This is a genomic window from Pseudomonas putida, assembly GCF_028682635.1.
GTDB classification, from domain to species: Bacteria; Pseudomonadota; Gammaproteobacteria; order Pseudomonadales; family Pseudomonadaceae; genus Aquipseudomonas; species Aquipseudomonas putida_AE.
Genome location: NZ_JANHLK010000019.1, coordinates 63,721 through 76,415 on the forward strand (window position 1 = coordinate 63,721; position 12,695 = coordinate 76,415).

Here is a 12,695-nt window from a genome sequence, read left to right on the forward strand (position 1 = left end):
AAAATAACGTGAAACTAATGTTCGTCTCACCCAGACAGGGGAGCGCTGCCCCCCCACGGGCTGCACGGACAGCGAGAGCGCTCCTGCATTGAGGTGGACCAGTACCTCATATCAAGGCGTCACACGGAGCAACAAAGGGTCCGTTCGGCGGAAAATTCCAACGACGCACACTGGAAGCCAGCGCCCAAAGTATGGGCTGGGGTATGGGCTGGAATTAGGTTGAAATAAAAAACCCTGATAAATCATAGCCTTAATGAAAATTAGTGGCGGAAGCGTAGAACTTTATACCAATGAGGAAAACACTTTCCCCTCCAATAATAGCGATAACGTGAATCGCAACCTGACTCGCCGCTAATACGTCTACCACCCGACCAGCGGCTGGGCAAAACCTCAGTGGGGCAAAAAGTGGGGCAAAATTAGCTCCGCAAAAAAAACGATGGGCCATAAAAAAATCCAGTCACCGCTAAATGACTGGATTTCTTAAGAATAAATGGTCGGGACGGAGTGATTCGAACACTCGACCCCTAGCACCCCATGCTAGTGCGCTACCGGACTGCGCTACGCCCCGACTAGGCGTGTATCTTGTTCCTCACCTCGAGGAACGCTCAAGAATATATCGCAAGCTTTTGAAAACTGGAAGTATTTAAAAGCAGAAATTTATTTCTTGAGGACAACCAGGACATCTTCGAGCTCGGCAATCATCTGCCGGATCATCTGTTTGTACTGGGTGGTGTCGTCTTTGGCTTCATCGCCGGACAGGCGCAGGCGTGCGCCGCCGATGGTGAAACCCTGATCGTACAGCAGCGCGCGGATCTGCCGGATCATCAGCACGTCCTGGCGCTGATAATACCGGCGGTTTCCGCGGCGTTTGACGGGGTTGAGTTGAGGAAACTCCTGCTCCCAGTAGCGCAGCACGTGTGGTTTTACCGCACACAGCTCGCTGACTTCACCAATGGTGAAGTAGCGTTTGCCTGGGATGACGGGAAGCTCGTCGTTATGACTTGGTTCCAGCATAAGCCTCAACTCGGGCCTTCAACTTCTGCCCTGGACGAAAGGTGACCACACGGCGAGCCGTGATCGGGATTTCTTCCCCCGTTTTCGGGTTGCGGCCAGGCCGCTGGCGTTTGTCCCGAAGGTCGAAATTGCCGAAACCGGACAATTTGACCTGCTCGTTGTCTTCGAGAGCGTGCCTGATTTCCTCGAAAAACAGTTCGACCAATTCCTTGGCTTCCCGCTTGTTCAGGCCCAGCTCTTCATACAGACGTTCCGCCATCTCAGCTTTCGTCAAAGCCCCCATACGTCACTTCCTTAACGTGGCGTCCAACCTTTGTTCGAGCGAGGTGAGGATATTTTGCGTCGTGGAATTCACCTCATCGTCATTAAGAGTGCGCGATGGATGCTGCCAGGTCAAGCCAACTGCAAGGCTTTTTCTATCAGGATCAATGCCTTTACCCTGATACACGTCAAATAGCCTGAGGTCTGTCAGCCATTCGCCTGCATTTTCACGGATTACGTCCAGCACTGCCGCGGCCGCAACATCTTTGTGAGCAATCAATGCAAGGTCACGACGCACTTCAGGAAAGCGCGACAACTCGTGGAATTTAGGCATTTTACCCGAGGCCACTTCCGCCAGGACCAGCTCGAAAACGAAGACTGGACGGTCCAGACCCAGGGTTTTCGACAGTTCCGGGTGGATGGCGCCGACGAAACCGACCAGACGACCTTCTCGCTCGATGCGCGCGGTTTGACCCGGGTGCAACGCAGGGTGTTTGCCCGGCACGAAAGTGAAGGCATCCAGCGCACCGGCGAAGCCCAGCACCGCTTCCACGTCAGCCTTGACGTCGAAGAAGTCGACGGTATCGCGACCCTGTGCCCAGCCTTCCGGCAGGCGGCTGCCGCAGACGACACCGGCCAGCATCGGCTCTTGCTTCAGGCCTTCCAACTGACCGACGAAACGCAGGCCGCTTTCGAACAGGCGAACGCGATCCTGCTGACGGTTCAGGTTGTGCTGAAGCGCCTTGACCAGGCCTGGCCACAGGGACGAGCGCATGGCGGCCATGTCGTTCGAGATCGGGTTGGCCAGCAGCAACGGCTCGACACCTGGATTGAACAGTTCGAACTGTTTTGGATCGATGAAGCTGTAGGTGATCGCTTCCTGGTAACCACGGGCGACCAACAGGCGACGCAGTTCAGGCAGGTCGCTACGGGCTTCAGCCTTGGCTTGCGGCGCCAGGCGCGCTTGCGGGTAACGAACCGGCAGGCGGTTGTAGCCGTATAGGCGGGCCAGCTCTTCGATCAGGTCGACTTCCAGGCTGATGTCGAAGCGATGGCTTGGCACTTCTACGCGCCACTGCCCTGCCCCATCGGCAGAAACGGTCAGGCCCAAGCCGTTGAGCAGGCGCTCGACTTCGGCCGAATCCATTTCCATGCCCAGCATCTGGGTGATGCGCTGGGCACGCAGGGTGACCGGGGCAATCTTCGGCAGGTGTTGTTCGCTGACGGTCTCGATGATCGGGCCGGCTTCGCCACCGGTGATTTCCAGCAGCAGGCCGGTGGCGCGCTCCATGGCTTCACGGGCCAGTTGCCAGTCCACGCCACGCTCGTAGCGGTGCGAGGCATCGGTGTGCAGGCCATAGGAACGGGCCTTGCCAGCGACGGCGATCTGATCGAAGAACGCGCTTTCGAGGAAGATGTCGCGGGTGGTCGCGGTGTTTACACCGCTGTGCTCGCCACCCATGACGCCGGCGATGGCCAGGGCGCGGGTGTGGTCGGCGATTACCAGCGTATCGCTACGCAGGCTGACTTCCTGACCGTCGAGCAGTACCAGCTTCTCGCCTTCTTCCGCCATGCGCACGCGGATGCCGCCATTGATTTCAGCGAGATCGAAGGCGTGCAGCGGTTGACCCAGCTCCAGCATCACATAGTTGGTGATGTCGACGGCAGCGTCGATGCTGCGCACGTCGCCACGACGCAGGCGTTCAACCATCCACAGCGGCGTTGGCTTGGTCAGGTCGACGTTGCGAATCACTCGGCCCAGGTAACGCGGGCAGGCAGCCGGCGCCAGGACTTCGATCGAACGCACTTCGTCGTGCACGGCAGGCACGGCAGGTACCACCGGACGGGTGACTTCAGCGGCATACAGCGCACCGACTTCGCGGGCCAGACCGGCCAGGGACAGGCAGTCGCCACGGTTCGGGGTCAGGTCGACCTCGATGCTGGCATCGTCCAGTTTCAGGTATTCACGAATGTCTTGACCAACAGGCGCATCGGCCGGCAATTCCATCAGGCCGTCGTTGCCTTCACCCACTTGCAGCTCGGCTTGCGAGCACAGCATGCCGTTGGACTCGACGCCCCGCAGCTTGGCTTTCTTGATCTTGAAGTCGCCCGGCAGTTCGGCACCGATGGTGGCGAACGGGATCTTCAGGCCCGGGCGCACGTTTGGCGCGCCGCACACCACCTGGAAAGTTTCCGAGCCGTTGCTGACCTGGCAAACGCGCAGCTTGTCGGCGTCCGGGTGCTGTTCGGTGCTCAGCACCTCGCCCACGATGACGCCACTGAATTCACCGGCGGCCTGCGTAACGCTATCGACCTCAAGACCGGCCATCGACAGACGGGCAACCAGCTCGTCGCGACTTACCTGCGGGCTTACCCAGCCACGCAGCCATTGTTCACTGAATTTCATCCTGCTCTCCTAAGAATTCGTTACGACTAGCGAAATTGCGCGAGGAACCGCAAGTCGTTGTCGAAGAACAGACGCAAGTCGTTCACGCCGTAACGCAGCATGGCCAGGCGCTCGACGCCCATGCCGAAGGCGAAGCCCGAAAACTCTTCCGGGTCGATCCCGGACATGCGCAGCACGTTCGGGTGAACCATGCCGCAGCCCATCACTTCCAGCCAGCCGGTCTGCTTGCAGACGCGGCAGCCTTTACCGCTGCACATCACGCATTCCATGTCGACTTCGGCCGATGGCTCGGTGAACGGGAAGTAGGAAGGACGGAAACGCACGGCCAGTTCTTTTTCGAAGAACACCCGCAGGAATTCTTCGATGGTGCCTTTGAGATCGGCGAAATTGATGTCGCGATCGACCAGCAGGCCTTCGACCTGGTGGAACATCGGCGAGTGGGTGATATCCGAGTCGCTACGGTACACACGGCCTGGGCAGACGATGCGGATCGGCGGCTGTTTCGACTCCATGGTGCGGACCTGTACCGGCGAGGTATGGGTGCGCAGCAACATGTTGGCGTTGAAATAGAAGGTGTCATGCATCGACCGGGCCGGGTGATGGCCTGGGATGTTGAGTGCTTCGAAGTTGTGGTAGTCGTCTTCGACCTCAGGGCCTTCGGCAATGCCGTAGCCGATATGGGTGAAGAACTGTTCGATACGTTCCAGAGTGCGCGTAACCGGATGCAGGCCACCCGAGGTCTGGCCGCGGCCAGGCAGGGTCACGTCAATGGACTCGGCAGACAGTTTGGCGGCCAGGTCGGCCTCTTCAAACAGTGCCTTGCGGGCATTGAGAACCTCTGTGACACGCTCCTTGGCAACGTTGATCAGGGCGCCGACTTGCGGACGCTCTTCTGCCGGCAAATTCCCCAGGGTCTTCATCACCTGAGTCAACTCGCCCTTCTTGCCAAGGTAGTGAACCCGGATTTGCTCCAGGGCATTGATATCTTCAGCGCTTTGCACAGCCTCTAGTGCTTGAGAGACGAGCGCATCCAGGTTTTCCATGTACAGACTCCAGATACAAAATAGGGGAAGAGCTTGAAGGCTCTTCCCCTATTTATGACGTTTAACACCTGGCCCCACGGAGGTGAGGCCGGGTGACTGTCGGGGGTACTTAAGCCAAGGTGGCTTTAGCTTTCTCGACAATCGCAGCAAACGCCGCTTTTTCGTTCACTGCCAGATCAGCCAGAACCTTACGGTCGATCTCGATGGACGCTTTTTTCAGGCCGGCGATGAAACGGCTGTAGGACAGACCGTTGATACGAGCACCAGCGTTGATACGAGCGATCCACAGAGCGCGGAACTGACGTTTTTTCTGACGACGGTCACGGTAGGCGTATTGGCCTGCCTTGATTACCGCTTGCTTGGCAACACGGAATACGCGGGAGCGTGCGCCGTAGTAGCCTTTAGCAAGTTTCAGAATTTTTTTGTGACGCTTACGGGCAATGACGCCACGCTTTACACGAGCCATGAGTTACTTCCTCTATTCTTGACTAAAATTAACGAAGGCGCAGCATGCGCTCGACTTTTGCCACGTCAGACGGATGCAGCAAGCTGCTACCGCGCAGTTGACGCTTACGCTTGGTCGACATTTTGGTCAGGATGTGGCTCTTGAAAGCGTGCTTGTGCTTGATACCGTTAGCAGTTTTCAGAAACCGCTTAGCAGCACCACTTTTGGTCTTCATTTTTGGCATGTTCGGATACTCCGCATTCAGTTGATAAACATAATCAGAAGGCCTGCCGTGCCCTGTTGATTACTTCTTCTTTTTCGGGGCGATGACCATGATCAGCTGGCGTCCTTCCATCTTAGGATGCTGTTCGACCGAACCGTACTCGAGCAAGTCACCTTCAACTCGCTTGAGGAGTTCCATCCCCAGCTCCTGGTGGGCCATCTCACGGCCGCGGAATCGCAAGGATACCTTGGCCCTGTCCCCGTCACTCAGGAAACGTACCAGGTTGCGCAGTTTTACCTGGTAATCCCCTTCCTCCGTCCCTGGACGAAACTTGATTTCTTTAACCTGGATCTGCTTCTGGTTTTTCTTGGCCGCAGCAATCTGCTTCTTCTTTTCGAAGATCGATTTGCCGTAGTCCATCAGTTTGCAAACAGGTGGTACTGCATCGGCGGAAATCTCCACCAGATCCAGTTTGGCCTCTTCAGCCTTAAGAAGCGCGTCTTCAATTGACACAATCCCGAGCTGTTCACCTTCAGCCCCAATTAACCGAACCTCGCGTGCCGAGATATTCTCGTTGATCGGGGCTTTCGGTGCAGTTCGTTTATCTTGTCTCATTTCACGCTTAATAATAATTACTCCGAATCTTGGCGACCACGCCGGGAAACCGCTTGCGCGAGGAACTCAGCGAACTGGGCGACGGGCATCGAGCCCAGGTCAGCACCTTCACGAGTACGCACAGCGACAGTCTGCATCTCGACTTCCCGATCTCCGATAACCAAGAGATAAGGAACCTTGAGCAAAGTATGCTCGCGGATTTTAAAGCCGATTTTTTCATTTCTCAAGTCAGACTTGGCACGAAACCCGCTTTCGTTGAGAGTTTTTTCCACTTCGGCGGCAAAATCCGCCTGCTTGTCAGTGATATTCATGATCACTGCCTGGGTCGGAGCCAGCCACGCAGGGAATGCACCCTCGTAGTGCTCGATCAGGATTCCGACGAAACGTTCGAAGGAGCCCAGGATCGCCCGATGCAACATCACCGGATGCTTGCGGCTGTTGTCTTCGGAGACGAATTCGGCACCCAGACGGACAGGCAGGTTAAAATCGAGCTGCAGGGTACCACATTGCCAGACACGGCCAAGGCAATCTTTTAGCGAGAACTCGATCTTCGGACCGTAGAACGCACCTTCACCCGGCTGCAGATCGTACGGCAAGCCAGCACTATCAAGGGCTGCAGCCAGTGCAGCTTCAGCGCGATCCCACAACTCGTCGGAACCGACGCGTTTTTCCGGACGAGTGGACAGCTTCATCTCGACGTCTTTAAAGCCGAAATCGGCGTAGACGTCCATGGTCAGCTTGATGAATGCCGCGGATTCGGCCTGCATCTGCTCTTCGGTGCAGAAGATGTGGGCGTCGTCCTGAGTGAACGCACGTACGCGCATGATGCCGTGCAGCGCACCCGATGGCTCGTTACGGTGGCAGGCACCGAATTCGGCCAGGCGCATCGGCAACTCGCGGTAGCTTTTCAGGCCCTGGTTGAACACCTGCACGTGGCAAGGGCAGTTCATTGGCTTGATCGCGTAGTCGCGGTTTTCCGACTGGGTGGTGAACATGTTGTCGGCGTAGTTGGCCCAGTGCCCGGATTTCTCCCACAGGCTGCGGTCAACGACCTGTGGAGTCTTGATCTCCAGGTAACCGTTGTCGCGTTGCACCTTGCGCATGTACTGCTCGAGCACCTGGTACAGGGTCCAGCCGTTCGGGTGCCAGAACACCATGCCCGGCGACTCTTCCTGGGTGTGGAACAGGCCCAGGCGCTTGCCGATCTTGCGGTGGTCGCGCTTCTCGGCTTCTTCGATGCGCTGGATGTAGGCCGCCAGCTGCTTCTTGTCAGCCCATGCGGTGCCGTAGACGCGCTGCAATTGCTCGTTCTTGGCATCGCCACGCCAGTAGGCGCCGGACAACTTGGTCAGTTTGAAGGATTTCAGGAAGCGGGTGTTCGGCACGTGCGGACCGCGGCACATGTCGACGTATTCTTCGTGATAGTACAGGCCCATGGCCTGCTCGTTCGGCATGTCCTCGACCAGGCGCAGCTTGTAGTCTTCGCCGCGGGCCTTGAACACTTCGATCACTTCGGCGCGCGGAGTGACTTTCTTGATCACGTCGTAATCTTTTTCGATCAGCTGCTGCATGCGCTGTTCGATGGCGGCCAGGTCGTCCGGGGTAAAAGGACGCTCGAAGGCGATGTCGTAATAGAAGCCTTCGTCAATGACCGGACCGATGACCATCTTGGCCGTCGGGTACAGTTGCTTGACAGCGTGACCGACCAGGTGGGCGCAAGAGTGGCGAATGATCTCCAGCCCCTCTTCATCCTTTGGCGTGATGATTTGCAGCGTGGCGTCGCTGCTGATGGTGTCGCTGGCGTCGACCAGCTTGCCGTCGACCTTGCCCGCTACGGTGGCCTTGGCCAGGCCGGCACCGATGGATGCGGCGACCTCGGCTACGGAAACCGGGTGATCGAATGAACGTTGACTGCCGTCGGGAAGAGTAATAGTTGGCATGGCGCCTCCTCTCCTAGTGGTGACCCCTACCAAAGGTCACGTGGGTTGGGATGAGCCAGTACAAGATCCGATCCAGGCCATTCAATGACGAACGCCTGCCTTACAGCGGCAGGAGCCTTGCGGCCAACCGGGAAACCGAACCAGAGTGACTGGGATTCAAATCAGGGTTATTCGGGCATCTGCCGCGGCCGGGACTGAAGGTCGACCGGCGCCTGCGAACGCCCGAGCCAGGCATGCTAGCACAGATGAACGGTCGTGGCGGTGAAGAGGTTTTCTGGCGGGGCAAATCCGTTGTTTTATGCCAGAGTGCTGAACTTGAACCGCGCTTTACCCCTCAGATAACAAGACATTGACCCACAAGGAGCATCCCAGCATGCGTCTGAATCGTTTGTTCGCAGTCATCGCCCCTGTCGTTCTCCTGCTGCCCCTGGCCGCCCATGCGGACTGGCCCAAGGGCGAGCGGCAGAAATACATGGCGCAGTGCGTTCCTGCGGCCGCGGAGAAGATTGGCACGCCAGCCGCGAAATCCCACTGCGCCTGTGGCGCCGACGCTATCAAGTCGTACCCGGCCAGCGATATTCAGGCTTTGATGAACAACACCGCAAGTGATGATCTGAAGAAAGCGGCCCTGGACAAAATTGCGGCCTGCAAGGCCAGCAATAAAGAGGCGAAATGACCTCATCCCAGTACTTGCGGGCCATGATTTGCCGGTAAAAAGCCTCCAAATCAGACCCTTTCGTACAATTTATTCAGGTTTTACAGCTTTTTTTATCACCTTTACTTCGGGCTGAAAGCCTTTAAATACGGGGCTTTCAGCCGCATCAGCCAACAAAGAATGTGCGACTGTAGGGCAAACAACCGCTGTGGGGGGCTCCCAAAGCGAACATTTCGACTATGATACTCGGGTGTGCCCAGTTGGCCTGAGCAGCACAGTACTACTGAAAATATATGTTTCTTGGAGATACACCATGTCTAATCGCCAAACCGGCACCGTTAAATGGTTCAACGATGAAAAAGGCTTCGGCTTCATCACTCCTCAAGGTGGCGGTGACGACCTGTTCGTACACTTCAAAGCTATCGAAAGCGACGGTTTCAAAAGCCTGAAAGAAGGCCAGACTGTTTCCTTCGTGGCTGAGAAAGGCCAAAAGGGTATGCAAGCTGCTCAAGTTCGCCCAGAGTAATTTCCAGGCGCACTAAAAAAACCCCGTCCATGTGACGGGGTTTTTTATGGGCGACACATAAGCCTGATCGATCAGCCGCAGTTGACGCGGGTGACGACCCGATTGGCATCGGTGTTGAGGTTCAGGCGGTCGGAGCGGTATTCCAGCGTGATCATGTCGTTAGGCTGCAGGAACCGTGCGTTCTGCGCGCCGGCACGGGTGCGTGCCTGCTCCAGCAGCTCAGGCGACGCCTGCTTGCCGATGGTGAATTCGGCCGCTTTGGCCTCGCAACGGCTATGACCTGACTCCGTGGTAGTGGCTGGGTCAGTCGGCTCGGTGGTGGCCGTGCTGCAACCGACCAGCATGGCAGCAGCCAGCACAGTACCCAATGACGCGAGCTTCCAAGGCATGACGCCTCCTTATTTCAATGATTTAGCTGAATTCTTGCGACCGCCAATGCGGCGTTTGGTTTCACGGGGGAGCCCAGGCATCCCGTCCTTAAACACGGACAAACGACAAGTTTGCCTGAGCAGCGCCCTGCCCTTCACCTTTCAATCGTGACGGGATATGAACGGCTCTCAGTAGACGTCGATGTAGTCAAAAGCCGGTTTTGGCCAGTTCTGCTTCAACGCATTGTAGATCTGCATGACCCAGACTTCATCACTGGCCGCCACCCGCCCGACATAACCTGACCCCTTGGCCCAGGTCTCCAGGCGAAACAGCAAGCCGTCGATATCGGTGCCACCCACGACCCCCGATGAAATATAGGCGATGCCGCCCTTGGTCACGCGCAATTGCGTGTGCTCATCGTCGCTGGCTGCAGCCAACAACTGACGCACTGTTTCAAGGGTCAAGCCGCCGGGAGTGTTCAAATCGATCTGCACAGCGCGGTCCTTGAATAATTGTCAAAGACCAAGTGTCGCATAGCCCTGCGCTCATGCCTAAGTCGCAGTGCCAAAAGCGCCATAAAGTGATTAACTCGACACTCACAATTTTCCCTGACTCTCGAGCCCTACCATGACCACCGTGAGCATCGACGCCGATATCAAGATCAAATGGCCGGACGGCCATATTTCTTACAGCCCCGGCAGCCCGGAAGAGCTGGCCATCATCGGCATTGACCTGTTGGTCAAGGACCTGGGCACCGAAGCGGCGCGGTCTTTCATCGACCAGATTTTCGAAAAACACTCGAACAATCATGGTGCCGGGCAAACGCAGCGAGGGTGAGCCCCCAGGGTTCGAGCGCTACTTCAGACGCGCCAGGCGCTCGGTCAACAGATCGAAGAATCCCTGGGCGTCACCGCTTTCAACCCACAAAGCGTTCTTCGGCGCCTTGAGACTGTCATACCAGTCGACGATGGTCTGGCCAAACGTCGGACCTTCGCGGCTGTCGACCACCACATTGACCGAGCGGCCACTGAACAGCGCCGGCTTGAGCAGGTAGGCGATGACCGTGGCGTCATGCACCGGGCCACCGGGAATGCCATAGCGCGCCATGTCACCGCCGATGCACTCATTCAGGATGTCGCCCACCAGCTTGCCGGCCTTGTTGTTCAACGCCGCAATCCGCTCCAGGCGCGCGTCATTGGTGAGGATCTTGTGGGTCACGTCCAGCGGCAGATAGACCAGATTTACGCCACTCTTGAGCACCACCTCGGCAGCGTGCGGATCGGCGAACAGGTTGAATTCCGCCACCGGCGTAATGTTACCGCCGTTGAAGTGCGCACCGCCCATGATCACCACTTCCTTGATGCCCCGAACGATCCCAGGCTCGCGCATCAGCGCCAGGGCAAGGTTGGTCTGCGGCCCCAGCATGGCGATGGTGATGCTCTGGGGCCTGGCGGCCAGCAGCGTGTCGATCAGGAAGTCGATCGCGCTGCCCTCGGCCAGACCCTTCTTCGGCTCATGGACCGCGACGCCCGGCAAACCTTCTTCGCCGTGGACGTGCTCGGCATAGATCGGCGTGCGTTTCAGCGGCTTCGGCGCCCCGGCATACACCGGCACCGCTTCGCACCCGGCCCACTCAAGGGCAAGCCGGGCATTGCGCGAGGTTTTGTCCAGGCGCACGTTGCCGGCGACCGTGATCAATGCGCGCACGTTCAATTCCTGCGGCGATGCCAGGGCAAACAGCAAGGCAATCACATCGTCGGCACCGGGATCGGTATCGATGATCAGGTCGATCGGTTGTGGTGCCTGGTTTGCGCTGATCGGGATCAAAACGTCACCCCGGCCACCAGCACGATGTTGCAGTAAGGCTGACATTCGCCGGTCCGCACGATCGCCCGCGCCTGTCGACTGAGGACCTTGAACTGTTCATGGCTGAGCAGTTCGCGCCGCCCCAGCGCACCCTCGACTTCCAGTGCGTCCAGGACCGCCAGTGCCGGCGGCTGCCGGTCAAGAATCTCCTGCGCCAGCACATGGCTTTCGACCTGCATTTCGCTGAGCACGACTTTCAGGGTGCTGACAAAATCCGGAATGCCCTGGGTCAGGGCCAGGTCGATCAACTCGACACCGGGCGGTACCGGCAGGCCCGCATCGCCGATCACCACAGTGTCGCCATGCCCCAGGGAGGCGATCAGCCGCGACAGCGCGACATTGAGCAAAGGAGTCTTTTTCATGGTGTTTTAAACGCCTGCACATCGGCCAGGGTGGGGATCGAGGGTTGCGCGCCAGCCCGGGTGACCGACAACGCAGCGGCGACCTGCCCGAACCGTATCGCCTGGGCTTCGCTCTGGCCGGCCACCAGCGCTGCGGCAAAGCCACCCACGAAGGTATCGCCGGCCGCCGTGGTATCGAGCGCCTTCACGCTCGGCGCCGGGAAATGTTCAAAGCCTTTGCCATCGGCAAACAACGAGCCCTGGGCGCCGAGGGTGATGATGACCTTGCCGGCGCCCATCTCGATCAGGCGAGTGGCCGCAATCTGCGCCGATTGCAGCGAGTCCACCGGCAAACCGCTAAGCGCCGCCGCTTCACTTTCGTTGGGGATCAGGTAATCGATGGACTCATACCAATCCGCCGGCAACGGTCGGCTGGCCGGCGCGGGGTTGAGGATCACGGTCTTGCCCAGTTCACGGGCGCGCTTGAGCGCATGACCGACCGTGGCGTCCGGCATTTCCAGCTGGCAGATGATCACGTCCGCCTCCTGCAGCACCGCATCGAAACAGCCGAGCACCGCCGGCGTCAGTGCGCCGTTGGCCCCGGCGACGATCACGATGGCGTTCTGGCTGTTGTCGTCGACCACGATCAACGCCACGCCACTGGTGCCCTGCACGGCGCTGACGGCCCGACAATCGATGCCCTCGTCCAGCAACGCCTGGCGCAACACCTGGCCATAGGCATCGCTGCCCACGCAGCCCACCATCGACACCTGCGCGCCGAGGCGCGCGGCCGCCACAGCCTGGTTCGCGCCCTTGCCGCCACAGACGGTCGCAAACGACTGGCCGATCAGTGTTTCTCCACCACGGGGCAAGCGCGGCGCCCGGGTCACCAGGTCCATGTTCAAGCTGCCGACTACCACTACTTTTGCTGACATTACATTGCTACTCATCAAGACGGTTTCAGCGCTGCTTTGGATTCAGCGGTACTTT

General features: G+C 58.3%; 16 protein-coding genes and 1 tRNA gene. 3 read left to right on the forward strand and 14 right to left on the reverse strand.

Annotation, left to right across the window (positions count from 1 at the left end):
- Window positions 1–491 precede the first annotated feature (491 nt).
- The 9 genes from NPS56_RS21750 to thrS form a co-directional block, all read right to left on the reverse strand.
- A tRNA-Pro gene (locus NPS56_RS21750) sits at window positions 492–568 on the reverse strand.
- 89 nt (window positions 569–657) lie between these two features.
- Entirely contained in the window at window positions 658–1,014 is a 357-nt protein-coding gene (locus tag NPS56_RS21755; RefSeq protein WP_003179985.1) for a MerR family transcriptional regulator, read from the reverse strand.
- The gene (ihfA, locus tag NPS56_RS21760) at window positions 995–1,297 is read right to left on the reverse strand and encodes an integration host factor subunit alpha (RefSeq protein ID WP_002553164.1); all 303 of its coding nucleotides are present in this window, start codon (window positions 1,295–1,297) and stop codon (window positions 995–997) included. Before ihfA ends, NPS56_RS21755 begins: the two co-directional genes overlap by 20 nt.
- Window positions 1,298–1,300: 3 nt before the next feature.
- Window positions 1,301–3,682, reverse strand: coding sequence for a phenylalanine--tRNA ligase subunit beta (pheT, locus tag NPS56_RS21765; RefSeq protein ID WP_274076531.1), 2,382 nt, complete (start codon window positions 3,680–3,682; stop codon window positions 1,301–1,303).
- 26 nt (window positions 3,683–3,708) lie between these two features.
- Entirely contained in the window at window positions 3,709–4,725 is a 1,017-nt protein-coding gene (gene pheS, locus NPS56_RS21770; RefSeq protein ID WP_007905876.1) for a phenylalanine--tRNA ligase subunit alpha, read from the reverse strand.
- A 109-nt stretch (window positions 4,726–4,834) separates the two neighbouring features.
- A complete protein-coding gene (gene rplT, locus NPS56_RS21775) occupies window positions 4,835–5,191 on the reverse strand; it encodes a 50S ribosomal protein L20 (RefSeq protein ID WP_007905879.1) in 357 nt (118 codons plus the stop codon).
- A gap of 28 nt (window positions 5,192–5,219) precedes the next feature.
- A complete protein-coding gene (gene rpmI / locus NPS56_RS21780) occupies window positions 5,220–5,414 on the reverse strand; it encodes a 50S ribosomal protein L35 (RefSeq protein WP_002553160.1) in 195 nt (64 codons plus the stop codon).
- 60 nt (window positions 5,415–5,474) lie between these two features.
- Window positions 5,475–6,026: a translation initiation factor IF-3 gene (gene infC, locus NPS56_RS21785; protein ID WP_172435703.1), complete on the reverse strand. Its 552-nt coding sequence runs from the start codon at window positions 6,024–6,026 to the stop codon at window positions 5,475–5,477.
- The gene (gene thrS / locus NPS56_RS21790; RefSeq protein WP_046815517.1) at window positions 6,026–7,948 is read right to left on the reverse strand and encodes a threonine--tRNA ligase; all 1,923 of its coding nucleotides are present in this window, start codon (window positions 7,946–7,948) and stop codon (window positions 6,026–6,028) included. Before thrS ends, infC begins: the two co-directional genes overlap by 1 nt.
- 373 nt (window positions 7,949–8,321) lie before the next feature.
- Here thrS and NPS56_RS21795 point away from each other — a divergent pair, with 373 nt between their 5' ends.
- Entirely contained in the window at window positions 8,322–8,624 is a 303-nt protein-coding gene (locus tag NPS56_RS21795; RefSeq protein WP_274076532.1) for a hypothetical protein, read from the forward strand.
- 292 nt (window positions 8,625–8,916) lie between these two features.
- Window positions 8,917–9,129 carry a cold-shock protein gene (locus NPS56_RS21800; RefSeq protein ID WP_003179963.1) on the forward strand — a complete coding sequence of 71 codons (213 nt, stop codon included), beginning with the start codon at window positions 8,917–8,919 and terminating at the stop codon, window positions 9,127–9,129.
- A 71-nt stretch (window positions 9,130–9,200) separates the two neighbouring features.
- Here the strand turns inward: NPS56_RS21800 and NPS56_RS21805 are convergent, their stop codons facing one another.
- Complete coding sequence (locus NPS56_RS21805) at window positions 9,201–9,518, reverse strand: I78 family peptidase inhibitor (RefSeq protein WP_274076533.1); 318 nt, start codon at window positions 9,516–9,518, stop codon at window positions 9,201–9,203.
- 168 nt (window positions 9,519–9,686) lie between these two features.
- Window positions 9,687–9,992, reverse strand: coding sequence for a hypothetical protein (locus tag NPS56_RS21810; protein WP_274076534.1), 306 nt, complete (start codon window positions 9,990–9,992; stop codon window positions 9,687–9,689).
- Window positions 9,993–10,125: 133 nt separating this feature from the next.
- Between NPS56_RS21810 and NPS56_RS21815 the strand changes: the two genes are divergently transcribed.
- Complete coding sequence (locus NPS56_RS21815; protein ID WP_274076535.1) at window positions 10,126–10,335, forward strand: hypothetical protein; 210 nt, start codon at window positions 10,126–10,128, stop codon at window positions 10,333–10,335.
- A gap of 18 nt (window positions 10,336–10,353) precedes the next feature.
- Here the strand turns inward: NPS56_RS21815 and NPS56_RS21820 are convergent, their stop codons facing one another.
- From NPS56_RS21820 to rbsK, 3 genes are read right to left on the reverse strand one after another with little or no spacing between them, the layout of a single operon-like run.
- Window positions 10,354–11,370: a nucleoside hydrolase gene (locus tag NPS56_RS21820; protein ID WP_274076536.1), complete on the reverse strand. Its 1,017-nt coding sequence runs from the start codon at window positions 11,368–11,370 to the stop codon at window positions 10,354–10,356.
- Window positions 11,322–11,726 (reverse strand): D-ribose pyranase, encoded by a 405-nt coding sequence (gene rbsD / locus NPS56_RS21825; RefSeq protein ID WP_274076537.1) that lies wholly within the window; start codon window positions 11,724–11,726, stop codon window positions 11,322–11,324. The genes NPS56_RS21820 and rbsD overlap by 49 nt, the downstream gene beginning before the upstream one ends.
- On the reverse strand, window positions 11,723–12,640 hold the full coding sequence (gene rbsK / locus NPS56_RS21830) for a ribokinase (protein WP_274076538.1): 918 nt from the start codon (window positions 12,638–12,640) through the stop codon (window positions 11,723–11,725). Before rbsK ends, rbsD begins: the two co-directional genes overlap by 4 nt.
- Window positions 12,641–12,695: the final 55 nt, after the last annotated feature.

Coding starts and splice junctions, on each gene's coding strand:
- NPS56_RS21755 (WP_003179985.1), bottom strand. CDS start 1,014: ATGCTGGAACCAAGTCATAACGACGAGCTTCCCGTCATCCCAGGCAAA.
- ihfA (WP_002553164.1), bottom strand. CDS start 1,297: ATGGGGGCTTTGACGAAAGCTGAGATGGCGGAACGTCTGTATGAAGAG.
- pheT (WP_274076531.1), bottom strand. CDS start 3,682: ATGAAATTCAGTGAACAATGGCTGCGTGGCTGGGTAAGCCCGCAGGTA.
- pheS (WP_007905876.1), bottom strand. CDS start 4,725: ATGGAAAACCTGGATGCGCTCGTCTCTCAAGCACTAGAGGCTGTGCAA.
- rplT (WP_007905879.1), bottom strand. CDS start 5,191: ATGGCTCGTGTAAAGCGTGGCGTCATTGCCCGTAAGCGTCACAAAAAA.
- rpmI (WP_002553160.1), bottom strand. CDS start 5,414: ATGCCAAAAATGAAGACCAAAAGTGGTGCTGCTAAGCGGTTTCTGAAA.
- thrS (WP_046815517.1), bottom strand. CDS start 7,948: ATGCCAACTATTACTCTTCCCGACGGCAGTCAACGTTCATTCGATCAC.
- NPS56_RS21795 (WP_274076532.1), top strand. CDS start 8,322: ATGCGTCTGAATCGTTTGTTCGCAGTCATCGCCCCTGTCGTTCTCCTG.
- NPS56_RS21800 (WP_003179963.1), top strand. CDS start 8,917: ATGTCTAATCGCCAAACCGGCACCGTTAAATGGTTCAACGATGAAAAA.
- NPS56_RS21805 (WP_274076533.1), bottom strand. CDS start 9,518: ATGCCTTGGAAGCTCGCGTCATTGGGTACTGTGCTGGCTGCTGCCATG.
- NPS56_RS21815 (WP_274076535.1), top strand. CDS start 10,126: ATGACCACCGTGAGCATCGACGCCGATATCAAGATCAAATGGCCGGAC.
- NPS56_RS21820 (WP_274076536.1), bottom strand. CDS start 11,370: ATGTCAGCCTTACTGCAACATCGTGCTGGTGGCCGGGGTGACGTTTTG.
- rbsD (WP_274076537.1), bottom strand. CDS start 11,726: ATGAAAAAGACTCCTTTGCTCAATGTCGCGCTGTCGCGGCTGATCGCC.
- rbsK (WP_274076538.1), bottom strand. CDS start 12,640: ATGTCAGCAAAAGTAGTGGTAGTCGGCAGCTTGAACATGGACCTGGTG.